At 33.4% G+C, this 15,463-nt stretch carries 11 protein-coding genes; all 11 read right to left on the reverse strand.

The features are described from left to right. Positions 1 to 64: 64 nt before the first annotated feature. The 11 genes from THYS13_RS05690 to THYS13_RS05740 all read right to left on the reverse strand — a co-directional run bounded on the left by THYS13_RS05690 (position 65) and on the right by THYS13_RS05740 (position 15,453). Positions 65 to 2,296 (reverse strand): glycoside hydrolase family 2 TIM barrel-domain containing protein, encoded by a 2,232-nt coding sequence (locus THYS13_RS05690; protein WP_042833540.1) that lies wholly within the window; start codon positions 2,294 to 2,296, stop codon positions 65 to 67. Further along, on the reverse strand, positions 2,289 to 4,493 hold the full coding sequence (locus THYS13_RS05695) for an alpha-galactosidase (protein ID WP_042833541.1): 2,205 nt from the start codon (positions 4,491 to 4,493) through the stop codon (positions 2,289 to 2,291). Before THYS13_RS05695 ends, THYS13_RS05690 begins: the two co-directional genes overlap by 8 nt. Positions 4,494 to 4,584: 91 nt before the next feature. After that, positions 4,585 to 5,403, reverse strand: a complete 819-nt coding sequence (locus THYS13_RS05700) for a carbohydrate ABC transporter permease (RefSeq protein ID WP_052210470.1) — start codon at positions 5,401 to 5,403, stop codon at positions 4,585 to 4,587. Beyond that, positions 5,400 to 6,335, reverse strand: coding sequence for a carbohydrate ABC transporter permease (locus tag THYS13_RS05705; RefSeq protein WP_042833542.1), 936 nt, complete (start codon positions 6,333 to 6,335; stop codon positions 5,400 to 5,402). Before THYS13_RS05705 ends, THYS13_RS05700 begins: the two co-directional genes overlap by 4 nt. Positions 6,336 to 6,419: 84 nt before the next feature. Next, complete coding sequence (locus THYS13_RS05710; RefSeq protein ID WP_042833543.1) at positions 6,420 to 7,745, reverse strand: ABC transporter substrate-binding protein; 1,326 nt, start codon at positions 7,743 to 7,745, stop codon at positions 6,420 to 6,422. A gap of 480 nt (positions 7,746 to 8,225) precedes the next feature. Further along, positions 8,226 to 9,131, reverse strand: coding sequence for a hypothetical protein (locus THYS13_RS05715; protein WP_042833972.1), 906 nt, complete (start codon positions 9,129 to 9,131; stop codon positions 8,226 to 8,228). A gap of 91 nt (positions 9,132 to 9,222) precedes the next feature. Further along, positions 9,223 to 10,413, reverse strand: a complete 1,191-nt coding sequence (locus THYS13_RS05720; RefSeq protein ID WP_012269087.1) for an ROK family transcriptional regulator — start codon at positions 10,411 to 10,413, stop codon at positions 9,223 to 9,225. 14 nt (positions 10,414 to 10,427) lie between these two features. Then, the gene (gene galE, locus THYS13_RS05725; RefSeq protein WP_042833544.1) at positions 10,428 to 11,417 is read right to left on the reverse strand and encodes a UDP-glucose 4-epimerase GalE; all 990 of its coding nucleotides are present in this window, start codon (positions 11,415 to 11,417) and stop codon (positions 10,428 to 10,430) included. A 4-nt stretch (positions 11,418 to 11,421) separates the two neighbouring features. Then, positions 11,422 to 12,594 (reverse strand): galactokinase, encoded by a 1,173-nt coding sequence (locus THYS13_RS05730; protein ID WP_042833545.1) that lies wholly within the window; start codon positions 12,592 to 12,594, stop codon positions 11,422 to 11,424. Continuing rightward, complete coding sequence (locus THYS13_RS05735) at positions 12,579 to 14,168, reverse strand: UDP-glucose--hexose-1-phosphate uridylyltransferase (RefSeq protein WP_042833546.1); 1,590 nt, start codon at positions 14,166 to 14,168, stop codon at positions 12,579 to 12,581. Before THYS13_RS05735 ends, THYS13_RS05730 begins: the two co-directional genes overlap by 16 nt. Before the next feature lie 499 nt (positions 14,169 to 14,667). Beyond that, entirely contained in the window at positions 14,668 to 15,453 is a 786-nt protein-coding gene (locus tag THYS13_RS05740) for a PIG-L deacetylase family protein (protein WP_042833547.1), read from the reverse strand. Positions 15,454 to 15,463 lie beyond the last annotated feature (10 nt).

A 15,463-nucleotide genomic window follows, 5' to 3' on the forward strand; every position in this document is an offset into this window, starting at 1 on the left:
ATTATAATCTCTCAGCTTCTATTTGCATGATAAAGTCAAAAAACCCCACCGCAAATGGTGGGATCTAATATCCTATTGATTTAGTTTTTATAGATATACTGTTTTCTCCCTCTACATAATGAGATTTAGCTTTTAAAATTATTTCTCCCGACTTTCGTGTCGATTTTACATAAACTGCTCCTCTGCCAGCCTCTAATGTCAACGGATTTTCTCCACTCAGTTTTCCTTCACCTTCTATTTCAAATGATACAGGTATATTAGCATATGGAAGAATAGATCCGTTTTCATCTACAACACTTATAACAACCCGTGTACAATCAGCGCCATCTGCCATAATCTCATTATCATCACAAGAAAGAATTAATTTATGTGGTTTCCCATATGGCCTTAATGTATGTCTTGCTACTTCCTTACCGTCTATCAAACCTACCGCAGTAATAGAAGCATTATTAACTCTTACCTCCATATAGTTGATTCCGCATTCCTTTATTGAAAATTCAAAAGGCGGATGTGGTAAACTAGGAAAGTCAACTCTATTGGGCATTTGTCTTTTCACAAATTTATCATTTATATAAAGTTCTACTTCTTCGCAATTGCTAAATACAAGCAATTTATCGCCGTTCTCTTCCTCAAATGATGGTATTAAGTACGAAGCTATAAACACATAGGGTCCATATAAGTGCGGGTCGGCTTGACTCCTGTAAAAATGAGCTGCAAATTTTGGAAGTCTAAATATATCACAGACTCCATGATAGCATATATTGTCTCCTGAACCAAAAGCACTTGTGGTATTATAATCAAATGCACACCAGCCTGATGCACCAGCCATGTTTGGTATCCCATATTGTTTGTCTTGAATAAGAGCATGCAACCTTGCATGAGTAATAAGTCGATTAAGGTTATCATAAGATTTTGTCGGATACATGTGACCCATATATTCTGTTACCATATACTTTTTGTGATTTGGAAGTTGTATTTTGCCTTCTAAATTGTATACAAAGTCGTTATATGTAAATACATCCTCTAGCTTTTCACTATCTCTTAAATATCTAACACCACCTGTTGGTCTACTTCTGTCTAATTTATGAGCTATTTCATTCATTTCTTTATAAAAATCGTGGTCATCTAAAGACTCATTTATTCGCACACCCCACATAAATACACAAGGATGATTTCTATCTCTTAAAATCATCTCTTTTAAATTCTCTTTTGCAATGTTCTTCCAATTTTCGTCGCCTATATGCTGCCATCCAGGTATCTCTTCAAAAACTAGCAAGCCTATCTCATCACATCTATCCAAAAATGAAACAGCCTGCGGATAATGGGACGTCCTAACATAATTTAATCCCAATTCATACTTTAGTATATCTGCATCTTTTCTTTGAACCCTATCCGGCATAGCACCACCAACATAAGGAAAAGTCTGATGTCTGTTTAATCCTCTTAATTTTAAAGCTTCACCATTAATATAAAACTTACCGTCATCTCCAAAATGCACAGTCCTTATTCCTGTTCTAAAAGTATAATTATCTAAAATTTCATTCTCTGCAATAAGTTTTACAGACACATTATATAAATACGGATGATCTGGATGCCAAGTTAATGGATGCTCCATCTTTATTTGCTGTACAATCTCCTTTTGCATGTCTTTAACATCAGTAACCGAAGATAAACACACAGCACCTTCTTTATTTATAACCTCTGTCAATATTTTTGCATTTCTTACCTCTTTACCTTCGATGGTTGTGGTAATTGAAATTTCAGCAACAGAATCTTGCAATTTATCAATAACAAAATAAACATCTTGTATATAAGTTTTATTTAAAATTTTCAGCCATACATTTCTGTATATTCCACCAAACAACATGTAATCTACAAGATGACCTTCTGGAGGAATATCTTTATGTTCTCTTGAATCCACTTGTACAGCAATTAAATTTTTAAAATCGCCATATTTGACATATTGTGTAATGTCAAATTCAAAAGGTGTATATCCTCCTTTATGTTCTCCTACGAATTCGCCATTTACATAAACCTTCGCAACAGTCATAACACCTTCAAAATGAAAATAAACCTTTTTCCCTTTGTATCTCTCATCTACTTTAAAATGTTTTCTGTACCAGGAAACAAACCTGTAGTCTTCTTCTTTAAAATAGTGGTGAGGAAATGTTTTGTTTGCATGAGGAAGACTAACAAGTTCAAAATTGCTTTCATCAAAATCAAATTTATATGCATCATTTAAGTTATCAGGAATATATAACCAATCTACATTAAAATTCAATACTTTTCTACTCATTCTTAATACTCTCCTCCTTAAAATGCATCATAATGCTCTGAAAGTCCCCTGTAAGTTCTGGAATTACTATCCCTGCATACATAAGTTCATCACCACTATATGCACTACCATCATCTTCTAAAACATAATTAAAATCTGGATTTATTCCTTTTAGACGAAGTCTTTTAATAGGTTCATTTGCTCCTCCCAAAACTCTAAAATAATAGAGCAAAAATTCTCTTTTATCCTCAGAAACAATCAACCAAGCAGTTTCATTCCCTTCAAAGGGACTTAACAATCGATAAAAATCTCCAAATTGCACCAGTTTCCTAATCTCTTTATACTTTTCAACATATTTCTTTATTTCCTCTTTTTCTTCACTGCTCAATTTTGTCAAATCAAGTTCAAAGCCAAAATTAGCTGACATTGCTACATGTGCACGCATTTTTAAAGGTGTAACCCTATGAACTTGGTGATTTGGTACAGCAGATATGTGGCTTCCCATTGAAATAAGAGGATAAACTATACTTGTACCATGCTGTATTTTAAGTCTTTCCACAGCATCTGTATCATCACTGGTCCAAGTCTGGGGCATGTAATAAAGCATTCCAGGGTCAAAACGACCGCCACCACCAGCACAACTTTCAAACAAAACATCAGGAAACCTTGTCGTTATTTCTTCTAATATTCTGTAAAGTCCAAGAATATATCTGTGAGCAGTTTCTCTTTGCCTCTCTGGCGGCAAAAGTGCAGACCCTATCTCTGTCATATTTCTGTTCATATCCCATTTTACATAACTTATGTCGGCGCTTTCCAAAATATCTGACACTACTTTTATAATATAATCTTGTACATCTTTTCGCGACAAGTCTAACACAAGTTGATTTCTGCTTTCACTTCTCGGCCTATCAGGTACATGTATACACCAATCAGGATGCTTTCTATATAATAGATCACTATCAGGAGACACCATTTCTGGTTCCATCCATAATCCAAATTTTAAACCTAAAGAATTTATGTCTTTTGCAAGGCCATCCAAACCACTTGGAATCTTTTCTTTATTTACAAACCAGTCTCCCAGTGAAGAATTGTCAGAATTTCTTTTTCCAAACCATCCATCGTCAAGAACAAATAGTTCAATCCCCAAATCTTTAGCTTCTTTAGCAAGTTCTTTAAGTTTTTCTTCTGTAAAATCAAAATAAGTAACTTCCCAGTTGTTTATAAGAATTGGTCTTTCTCTATCCTTAAATTTACTTCTCATAAGTCTATTTCTGTACAGTTTGTGATAGATATTTGACATTTTATTTAAGCCACCGTCCGAATAAACCATAACGACTTCTGGTGTTTGAAATGTTTCACCTGGCTTTAGAAGCCATGAAAAATCAAATGGATTGATTCCCATAGAAACTCTTGCCATATTATATTGATCTACTTCTACTTGTGCCAAGAAATTGCCACTGTAAACAAGGCTAAATCCATACACATCTCCATGCCATTCATCAGCATCTTTCCTTAAAAGTGCTATAAAAGGATTTTGCTGATGGCTGCTTGCACCTCTTCTACTTTCCAGAGACTGGGCTCCTGGTACAAGCGGTCTTCTTATAACATGTCTTTCTCTCGCCCAAGCTCCTGACAATTGAATCATGTCAAAATTACTATCATTAAAATCAACATTCATAGACAAAGCTCTTAACAATTTTATGTCTTCTTTTCCCATGTTTTCAAATCTCACTGACCTTGTTATAACATCATAATCCCTAAATGCTGTATAAATTAAAGTTACCTTTAAATTAGCTATTTTATCATACAATTCTAACTCAAGAGTATCAGCTTCATCTTCATTTTCAACATAAGTAGCCGGAAGCCCTTCTAATTTAGGCTTACCTTTATAGATTTTGTGAGATAAGTACCTTAGATCAGAAACAGTAGAACCGTTTTCAAGTTGAATTTGATATGCAGGACTCCTAAAATCAGTATTACCATACGCAGGGTACTCCTGTGGCAAAAAATCTAGCATTAACTGATTCCCAAAGTTAATAATATCATTATCTATACTTATATGGGGTAATTTTAATAAATGGTATATATTAGGAGTCTTTATTATTTTGCCAAAATATACATGTAAAACAGCGCCATTTTTTAAAACATAAATTACATAACTTGTATCTTTGGCAGTTAGGTAAAAAGTTTTTGTTTTATCATTAAAATGAATAGACATAGTAAGTCCTCCTATAATATTGCCTAAAAGTTTAACTCTATTATTTTATACATTACAAGTTAATGAGAATACTTTAAATTTCATAATAAATTTACTGTTTAACAGCTCCAGTCATACCTTGTACAAAGTATTTTTGTAGTGCAAAAAACATAATGATTGTAGGTAAAGTAGCTATTACAATTGTTGTCATAATAACTCCATATTCAGGGAAATATGCAGATGCTAAATTCGAAATTAAAAGTGTAATTGTTTTTTGGTTATCGGTTTGCAATACAACAAGCGGCCACAAATAAGAATTCCAGCTTGTTGTGAAAGAAAAAATTGCTGCTGCTGCATATGTGGATTTCATCGATGGAACTACAATAGAGAAAAACGTCCTCAATTCTCCTGCTCCATCAACTCGTGCTGCTTCTATAATTTCTTTAGGAAAAGATTTAAAACTTTGTCTAAAGAAAAATATTATAAATATCGATGCAATACTTGGGAGAATTACTCCTGCATGAGTATTTAAAAGTTTGAGTTCTACAATTAATCTAAATAAAGGGATCATAAGCGCTGCAAAAGGCACCATCATTGATAAAAGTATCACACCATAAATCCTTTCACGAGTTTTTGATCTATACATCTCAAAGCCATATGCCGCCATAGACGCCACTATCAAAGTTCCCATTACTGTTAACATAGAAATTTTTATGGAATTAAATAGTATTCTACTTAAATTGTATGATGTGTTAAGAGTCATGAAATTATTAACTAATTGATTACCAAAAGTCATTTTCCCCCTTATCACATCTACTGCACTATTAGTCATCCCAACTATCATCCAATAAAAAGGAAAAACTGAAATAACAAATATAGCAATCAAAAAAGTATAAACTAAGAGTCTGAACAAAATTTTCTTAAAATTCAATCTTTTTCACCTGCCATTCTAAATTGAATAATAGTTAATATTGCTGCAAAGAATACTATAACATAAGAGACTGCAGCAGCATATCCAAAATTAGGCATATATTTAAATGCCAGATTATAAATATACACAGATAACGTAAGTAAAGAATTTCCTGGTCCTATACTAGAAGCAGTTACACCACCACTTGAAAGATTCATAGGTTCATCAAACAATTGTAAAGTTCCTATTGTAGACATAATAGTTGTAAAAATGATAATGGGTTTAAGCATTGGAATAGTTATATAAAAGAATTGTTGTATTTTATTTGCTCCATCTATTTCTGCCGATTCATATAAATCATATGGAATATTTTGTAATCCAGATAAATAAAATACCATATTATATCCAGTCCATCGCCAAGTCATTGCTATAATAAGTGTAACCTTTGCCCAAAAAGGATCTAATAACCATGGAATGGGTTTCTGTATTATATGAAAATTCATGAGAGTTGTATTTATAAATCCATCTAAGCTAAACATCATTTTAAATAAAACTGCATATGCCACAAGTGAAGTGACTGCTGGTAAAAATATACCTGTTCTAAAAATGCCTCGAAATTTAATACTCTTGTCGTTAAGAATAGCCGCAAGCACTAATGCCAAAAAAAGCATTATTGGTACTTGTATTACTAAAAAGGTAAAAGTATTCTTTAAAGCTATCAAAAACATTTGGTCATTAAAAAGTCTTATATAATTATTTAATCCAACAAATTTTTGTACAATACCTTTAGAAAAGATGGTAGAAAGATATAAAGAATAAATTATTGGATAAAATAGAAAAGTTGTGAGCAATATTAATGCCAAAAGTATAAAAAGCCATCCATATCTATTTAAAGTCTTTTCATAAGAGATACTTTTACCATTTAACGGAGCGTGTGTTTCACTTTTCACCATAAATTATTTCACCTCTTATTTAATGAGGAATAGCAATTAAAGTTAATTGCTATTCCTCATCCCAATTTTAAATTCAAGCAATATTTATTGGTTAATCTGATTTTTTAATTGCTCCTCTGCTTTTTTCAAAGCATCATCTACGGAAATTTTACCTGAATATACATCTGGCATTATACCCATGATTGCTGCATCTGCTTCATATGTGTAGACGCCGTAATTGATTGGCGGAATATTTTTCATGTATTCTGATAAATCAGCATATACTTTTTGACCACTAAAAAATGGGTCTGGTGCAGAATAAGCACTTCCAGACTGGGCTGGCAAGTAAGTAGCAACTGCTCCTCTTTCTACAAGTATTTTTTGGTAAAAATCATTATTTCCTGCATATATTTCCTTAAGAAAATCAATCGCAGTGTCTTTATTTTTGGAACTACTAAGCACATACCAACTTGAACCACCAAGATTTGAAGCATTAACTGAATTGCTAAGATCTAAACGTGGGGTAGGTGCAAGTCCCCATTTACCACTTTGGCTTGACTCTGCTTTAATGGATCCAATAATCCATGCACCTGTAACAACTGCAGCTGTATCTCCTTTGTTAAAAGCTGCAACCCATTCGTTCCAACCACTTACTTTCTTTATTATACCTGAATCAAATAGTTTTTTGTACATTATTACTGCTTCTTTCAATGCGGGATTATTTGTAAAATTAGGTTTCCCATTTTTATCAAAATACCATTCTCCAGCAGACTGAAGCATTATTCTCATCAATCCACCATCTGCAGGATCAAAGCCAAGCATTGCTTTCCCAGTTTTCTCTTTTACCTTTTTGCCTATTTCTATGAATTGATCCCAAGTTATATTATTTAAATCTTCTGGTTTATATCCTGCTTGTTCTAATATGTCTCTTCTGTAAAATAATCCTGTAACCCCTGAGTCAAAAGGAACTCCATACGTTTTTCCATCAATAGTCATGAGCTCAACTTTATATTTTGCAAATTTGCTATAATCAATTTTATTTGTTAAATCTGCAAATGCGCCCGGATATGCTTGAAGATATTTCTGTGCATTATAGTCTTCTATTAACACTATATCAGGCAAACCTTCTTTAACCCCTGAAGCAAGTACTGTATTTAATTTTTGTTCCAAATCGCCTTTTGCCATTTCTACTACATCAATTTGCACATCAGGATGTTCTTTAGTGTAAATTGCTTTTGCATCATTCATTATAGCAATATTAAAATTAGGATCCCAAGCCCATACTGTAATTTTTTTTGTACCAGATGTTGACGATGTGTTTTGTTGTGGACTATTATTTGATGAAGAAGAATTGCTAGTGTTTCCACATCCTGTTAGTAATAATGAAAGCACAAAAACGATTGAAATAATATAAGCAATCAATTTTCGCATAAATCAAATTTCCCCTTTCAATTAAATTTTTTAAAATAAAATTTTTTGTTTAACAAGTTCCCTGGTAATATCACTCTCCTTTCTTTATAAAATGTTTTGAGATTACCTAAAGTATAAATTCTTAAAGATATCTGTTAACGTTATCGAATTTTATAAAAAGCACATTTATTAAAAAATTTAATTAATAATATTTTCAAGAAAATTTTATACTCTTTTCTATTGTTTGTATTACTTAAAAACTTTATAAAATATTTTTCTTTAATATTCGGGGTTTTTTATTCTCAAATCTGCTAAAACGTTTATTTTAGTTTCAAAACACTTACTCAATTACTAATTTAACTAATTTAGTAATTATAAGCTCGTAACTTTATTTTTTATTTTAACTAACTCCTATATTATATATTCGACATGAATTCGAAAATTCCTTCTTTGAAAGCGTAATTTATTAAAAATTTTTATAAACTTTTTGTAACCAAAAATTTACTTCCTGCAATATTTTTCTACAACCTCATCAAAGGCACCTTCATCTATATCTTTTACATTTACATTATTGTAAAGCTCCCATTCTTCAATATGCTCAACAGTTTCACCAGGCTGTAATTTTGTAAATGGACTTAATGTTTCTATTTCAAGCATCCAATCATTTGTATAGGTTTCAAAAGATACTCCAAAGTCAGGATATGTTACATCTTGTTGTGGATAATATCTTTTTACAAAGAGATGTCCTCCTCTTGCGTAAACAGCCCAGCCTTCTTGATTGTTAATTCCTAACTTAAAAGGTTCTCTGTTATTAGGATCTTGTTTCAGTGCAATATATTTTTCTCCCCAATACACCCTTTTATCATTCATTTTAGAATAAGGCCAGAGTACAATTTGCCTATTTGGAAGTAAATCTGTATCCCTATTTGGCTGAGGAATTATTTCAATTCCTTCTGTGTTTAATACTGTTATTGTCCATGCTGAAAGTTCAATAGGCCATGCTCCAAGATTGGTTATCCTGTGTATAAGCCTTACTCTACTCTCATCAGGACTTAAGATTATATCGATTTGCTTTTGTGTATTAACCCATTTTTCTGGTTTTTGAATAAGTCTCACACCGTTTTCTATTTCATGCCAATCAACTTCATCATTGTCTGGTATATATGTCCTCTTTCTATCTTCGGGGCTATGCCACAATCTATGGCCGCCATAATATCTGTATTCGTCACCTCCTTTTAAGCCAATAGTTTTAGGGTCCAAATTAAATTCGTTTACATCATTTTCAAATCCAAACCTTACAATTCTTGGGCCTATATCAGTTGTAGCCACAACATCAATAATGCCATTAGACAGTTTTATACTGTTTTCCCATCCTAAAAAGTTTATTTTGTCAATTTTTATTGCCATACTATTTTCATTCCTTTCTGCATAATTTTTTATTTTTTTCATTACCTCAGTAGGTAAGATTCTTCGCTGCGCTCAGAATGACAGAGAGGGGTTATAATACTTCATCCATGACCATATTGGCAGCGCCGATGAGTGTAGCATCATCACCTAATTCAGCAAAAGCTATTCTGCAGGAAGAAAATGAATTCTCAAAAGTGCGCTTTTTAGCAGTTTCTATAATGATATCTTCAATAAGCTCACGTGCCTGCACAATCCCTCCCCCTATCAAAATGAGCTCTGGGTTAAATGTATTTATTGTATTGGCTATACCTATTCCTAAATATCTTCCTATAGTTTTTAAAGCATTGACTGCTAATTTATCGTTTAGTTTTGCTGCCTCGTATATCATCTCAGGAGTAACACTGTCTAACATCCCTTCTGCCATTTGATACACAATAGAATCCATACCCTCTTTAATAGATTTAACAACTAAATTCACTAAGGCTTTTTCTGAAGCCAACGCTTCAAAGCAACCGTAATTGCCGCAACTACATTGTGGCCCTGCTACATCAATAGTTGTATGCCCTATTTCACCCGCACCGTCACTGGCTCCAGTATATATCCTGCCATTTATAAGTATTGCTGAACCTATCCCATAGCCAACCTTTAAAAATATCATGTTTTCAACATCTTTTGCTTTGCCCATATGAAATTCTCCTAAAGCCATAGCTCGCACGTCATTTATAACATAGGTAGGTACACCAAATTTTTCTTCTACAATTGATTTTAAAGGAACATTTCTCCACCCAATATTAGGTGCAAATACAGATATACCTTCTTTCATTTTTACAGGTCCTCTAACTACAATTCCTATCCCCGATACATTTTGTGGAGATTCTTTTATTGCTTTATCAAGAACAGATGTCAACAATTCTAAAACTTCTTCTTGCTTTAAACCTCTAATAGAATTCTTCTCTTTCTTTTTTGTTTTAAGTTCTGCATCAAGAGTATATTGATGTAAGTTGTAGGTGCTTATATGAATGACAATAATACTCATAAAATCAGGATTTAATTTGATAAGTACAGGAGGCCTTCCACCATTTGATTCGCCAACTTTGTACTCCATTACAATATTTTCAGCAATGAGTTTGTTTACAATGTTAGTCACAGTCGGCGGCGTTAAATTTGTCTCTTTGGCAATATCCGCTCTTGAAATAGGTCCCATTTTTCTTATGATATTTAATATAACTGATTCGTTCATTCCTTTTAATAATTTGTAGCTGACTGGTATTAAGTTTTCCATTTATACCCCTTCCTTTACCCTCTCTTAAAGCCATTTGGATGATTTTTGTGCCACATCCAAGCACTTTCAATTATTTCTTCTAAAGATGGATGTTTTGGCACCCAACCTAACTCTTCTAGTGCCTTTTTGGAAGATGCCACAAGTACTGCAGGGTCTCCCGGACGTCGCCCAGTAACTTCTGCTGGAATAGGATGCCCTGTCACTTTTCTTGCAACTTCTATCACTTCCTTTACACTAAAACCTTCTCCATTTCCCAGGTTATAAATTGCGCTATTATTGTCTTTTCTCAATTTGTCCAGCGCCAGAAGGTGTGCATCTGCTAAATCCATCACGTGAATATAATCTCTTATACATGTCCCATCTTTAGTAGGATAATCATCACCATAAATCATTATCTTTTCTCTTTTCCCAAGTGCAACCTGAAGTATAATCGGTATAAGGTGCGTCTCAGGCGAATGGTCCTCTCCAATCTCGCCTGTTTCAATAGCCCCTGCAACGTTAAAATATCGCAAAGCGACGTATTTGATTCCATAAGCACTGTCTGCCCATTTTAGCATCTTTTCAACGGCAAGCTTTGTCTCACCATAAGGGCTTGTGGGATTAGTTTTATCTTCCTCTTCTATTGGAATTCTCTCTGGTTCTCCATATGTTGCAGCTGTTGAAGAAAACACGATTTTGTTGACATTGTGTTTCTTCATCGCTTTTAAAAGGCTCAATGTCCCGCATACGTTGTTTTCATAATATTTAAATGGCTCCTCTACACTTTCTCCTACAAGTGAAAAAGCTGCAAAATCAATCACCGCTTCAATTTCATTTTCTGTAAATACCTTGTCTAAAAAAGCTTCATCCCTTAAATCGCCTATATACAGTTTTCCTCCCAAAACAGATTCCTTATGTCCTGTGACGAGGTTATCTACAACGACAACTTCTTCATTTCTCCTTAAAAGTGCTGCAACTGTGTGGCTTCCAATATAACCTGCACCACCACATACTAAAACCGCCATATTTTTACCTCCTTAAGTATTTAATTTCTCCTGCTCCTTCACCTATTCCCGTTATATAGACTGTTGGCCTGTAGCCTATTTTTTGAGTGTAATTGTGAGTAACCACTTTTATAAATTCCTCTACTGCATCTTCTTTTACAATGCTTACAGTGCAGCCACCAAAGCCTGCTCCAGTCATACGGGAACCTATTACTCCCTTTAATTTTAACGCTTCTTCTACCAAAGTGTCCAGTTCTTTCCCTGTAACTTCATAATCATCTTTTAAAGAATTGTGAGATTCAATCATTAATTCTCCAAATCGGATTAAGTCTTTATCATTAAGTGCTTTTACTGCATCTAAAACTCTTTTATTTTCAGTTATAACATGCTTTGCCCTTTTTCTAAGCACTTCGTCAGGTATCAAATCTTTGTATTCTTCAAATTGTTCAATTGTAATTTCAGATAGATTTTTTACAGGCAAAGCCTTTTGAAGGTATGAAAGGGCTTTTTCACATTCACTTCTTCTTTCATTGTATTTTGAATCCAAGAGCCCTCTCCTTTTATTTGTATTTGTTATCAAAATTTTATAACCTTCTAACTTCAAAGGCACGTATGAATACTCTAATGTATCGCTTTTTAATAAAATTGCATGGTCTTTTTTACCCATTCCAACAGCAAATTGGTCCATTATGCCACAATTTACCCCAACAAAAGTATTTTCTGCCTTTTGACACAATTTCACCAATTTTATTCTGTCAATATTTAAATTGAAAACTTCATCAACTGCAACAGCAGTAACCAGCTCTATTGAAGCAGATGAGGAAAGTCCAGCGCCATTTGGAATGTTACCTTCAAACACAATTTCAAATCCAGAAAAGTCATACCCCTCATCCTGTAGCACTTTTAAAACCCCTTTCGGGTAGTTGGCCCAATCATGGCTTTTATCAAAATTGAGTGCATCAAGGTCTACTTCCACCTTTAAATCGAAATTTAAAGAAGCCATGAAAACTTTTTTGTCATTTCTTTTTCTAATCGCAGCATATGTTCCAAAGTCAAGGGCACAAGGAAATACATAGCCTCCATTGTAATCTGTATGCTCTCCTATTAGATTTACTCGTCCCGGAGAATAGAAAAGCCTTATTTCAACATCATTTTTACCGTAGAATTTTTCAAGTGCTTCAATTACAGCCGTTTCCATTTAAGGTCTCCTTTCATATCTATTTTTTCAAAGCCTACTGTTTTTATAAATCTTTCAAAGGCTTTTTTCCCTTTTTCATCTCTTTTAAACACTCCTGCATCTAAAAGAACCTTCAAAAATTTATTTCCAACCTCCTGTTTTATATAGCTTTCAGCTTCTTCCCTAGTGCAGTTAGTACCATATTTTAAAACCAATTCTTCAATCCATGGAATATGTTTGTATAAAGGACTGCTTTCACCATACAAGTCTGGGCTAAATTTTTCTTCCCCTATTAAAAACTTAATAATTTCCTCCAGCTCAAATTTAAGCCTTCCTGGCAAAACTGCTAATCCCATAACTTCTATAAGTCCAATGTTTTCTTTTTTTATATGGTGAAGTTCCTCATGAGGATGGAAAATTCCATAGGGGTATTCATCTGTTGTCCTGTTATTCCGAAGGACAAGGTCAATTTCAAATTTCCCCTGTTTATTAATCCTCGCAATTGGTGTAATCGTATTGTGAGGAATGAGTTCCCCATTCTTTTTAGTATATGCCAATATGTCACAGGATTCATCACTATAGTCCTTCCAGGTATTCAATATATGTGAAGAAAGCTCTATTAGTTTATCCTTGTATTTACTTGAAAGGCGAATTGCAGACATAGGCCATTTGACTATTCCTGCTTTAATGTTAGGATATTGAGGATGTATAAAGTATTCATCTACAGGAGCCTCTTCCATTGGAAAAACGTGCCTTCCCCCTTGAAAATGTTCATGGGATAAAATCGAGCCTCCCACAATTGGCAAATCTGCATTGGAGCCCATAAAATAATGGGGGAATTGCTCAATAAAATCAAAAAGCCTCACAAAAGTTTTTTCTGATATTTTCATTGGAATATGGGATTCATGGAGCAAAATGCAGTGCTCATTGTAATATACATAAGGTGAATACTGGAAATACCATTGCTCTCCCGCAACTTTTACCGGGATTATTCTTAAGTTTTGCCTTGCTGGATGATTTAAATTTCCCGCAAAACCTACATTTTCAATGCACAAAAGGCACTTTGGATATCCTGACTGAGGAATTTTCTTTGCCGCCTCAATTTCTTTTGGATCTTTTTCTGGCTTAGAAAGATTTATAGTGATTTCTAAAGAACCGTATTCTGTGGGAGTACGCCAATATAAATTTTGTGAAGTTCTATCCATCCTGATGTAATTGGAGGCTTGAGATAATTTGTAAAAATACTCTGTGGCTTTTTTAATCCCCTTTTCAGAGGCAATGGTATTAAACTTTTTTACAACTTCTGATTCTCTTGGCATTAAAAGCCCCATAATTCTTGCATCCATTAAATCTCTATGGGTAACAGTATCCTCAATAAGTCCTATCTGTACCGCATAGTCCAACAATTTGTTTAAAATAGGAGAAGGGCTGCCTAATTCCTCCTCAGAGACCTCCCCTTTATAAGGTTTTTCTATTTTAAATAAATCCATAAGTGCATTGCGGCTTGGAATCACATCTAATTCCTCTATCAAGCCTTTTTTAAGTGCAAACTTTATAAGCCGCTCGATGTGTAATGCTACCTCTCTGGAATCCATAATATATCCTCCGCTGACTTTATTATATTTTTTAATTAAGTCTGTAATAAAAAAGAAATTCACAGCATACAATTGCTTTGTTAAAACAGCAGATTTATTAAAACATGACATTCACATGCAATGAAAAACATTTAAGAGAGTTTGTTTATTATTTTAATTAACCTCTTTTTTATTTATATTCGACATATATTTAAAAATTCCTTCTAGTTTATAAAAAGTTTTCTAGATATTTTTATAAAGGTGGTAAATAGCATATACGATTAACCAATTATTTTTTCAAAAGATGAGGTATTAAAATCGGTGATATTCGATGACTTAAAAATTAATTTGAAAAATATATTTTAAAAGTGCAGAAAATAGCTTCTCTGCACTTTTATTTGAAAATAAAATCCATTTTTAAATATAGATTTTTACTATTTCGATTAACTGCCTATTTTTCAACACTTTCCATACTTAATTTAGACATTATTTTAATTATGCACGTAAACTTCTATCTTTTCTAGCTGAAAACCGCATCAGGAAACATATGTAACTCCCATATAGACAATACTTTATACGTTTCTGCCAATCTTTCTTGAACTTCTATATTTTTATCCTTTGCTTCAAAATAGCCTTTTTCTATGCCTTCTTTATACCATTTCTTTGATTGTTCATAAAAAAGTTGATATATTAGAGGCCAGTTATGATTTTCGAATTGACTCTTATGCGCTCTTATAGCCTCTATTTTCCTTTCCCAATAATTTGTAATATCTATATAAGTATTAGGATAAGGGGTAGAATAAAACGCTATCTGTTCAATTGTTACCGATTCTCCTAAATGAGGTAATGACAAATTCCTAGCAACTAACATCGCTGCCGCTACTGCTTTTCCTGTTTTTTGATGGTCGGGATGAGCTTCGTAGGGTGTCCATGGATCTACAGTTAAAACTAATTCTGGGCGTATTGACCTAAAAATTTTCACTAGATTTTCTGTTAGCTCACTTATAGAATAATCTCCTCCGTCTTCAAATAATAAATCGATATATTTCGAAACACCAAGTATGCGTCCAGCTTCTTCTTTTTCTTTATGACGGATTTTTATAATTTCTTCATGAGAAATATCTCTACCAGATAATCCTCTTCTGCCATCAGTAACAGTAGCAAAAACTATCTTTGCCCCTTTATCATTCAAAATCGATAAAAGTCCACCTGCTCCAATTTCATTATCATCCGGATGTGGTTGAACACACAAAATGGATTTTACTTCAAGGATATGTGGCAAATTAAGAAAAGCTCTCATATTCATCTTTTATATC

This window comes from Thermoanaerobacter sp. YS13 (genome assembly GCF_000806225.2).
Taxonomy (GTDB): Bacteria; Bacillota; Thermoanaerobacteria; order Thermoanaerobacterales; family Thermoanaerobacteraceae; genus Thermoanaerobacter; species Thermoanaerobacter uzonensis.

Coding starts and splice junctions, on each gene's coding strand:
- THYS13_RS05690 (WP_042833540.1), bottom strand. CDS start 2,296: ATGAGTAGAAAAGTATTGAATTTTAATGTAGATTGGTTATATATTCCT.
- THYS13_RS05695 (WP_042833541.1), bottom strand. CDS start 4,493: ATGTCTATTCATTTTAATGATAAAACAAAAACTTTTTACCTAACTGCC.
- THYS13_RS05705 (WP_042833542.1), bottom strand. CDS start 6,335: ATGGTGAAAAGTGAAACACACGCTCCGTTAAATGGTAAAAGTATCTCT.
- THYS13_RS05710 (WP_042833543.1), bottom strand. CDS start 7,745: ATGCGAAAATTGATTGCTTATATTATTTCAATCGTTTTTGTGCTTTCA.
- THYS13_RS05715 (WP_042833972.1), bottom strand. CDS start 9,131: ATGGCAATAAAAATTGACAAAATAAACTTTTTAGGATGGGAAAACAGT.
- THYS13_RS05720 (WP_012269087.1), bottom strand. CDS start 10,413: ATGGAAAACTTAATACCAGTCAGCTACAAATTATTAAAAGGAATGAAC.
- galE (WP_042833544.1), bottom strand. CDS start 11,417: ATGGCGGTTTTAGTATGTGGTGGTGCAGGTTATATTGGAAGCCACACA.
- THYS13_RS05730 (WP_042833545.1), bottom strand. CDS start 12,594: ATGGAAACGGCTGTAATTGAAGCACTTGAAAAATTCTACGGTAAAAAT.
- THYS13_RS05735 (WP_042833546.1), bottom strand. CDS start 14,168: ATGGATTCCAGAGAGGTAGCATTACACATCGAGCGGCTTATAAAGTTT.
- THYS13_RS05740 (WP_042833547.1), bottom strand. CDS start 15,453: ATGAATATGAGAGCTTTTCTTAATTTGCCACATATCCTTGAAGTAAAA.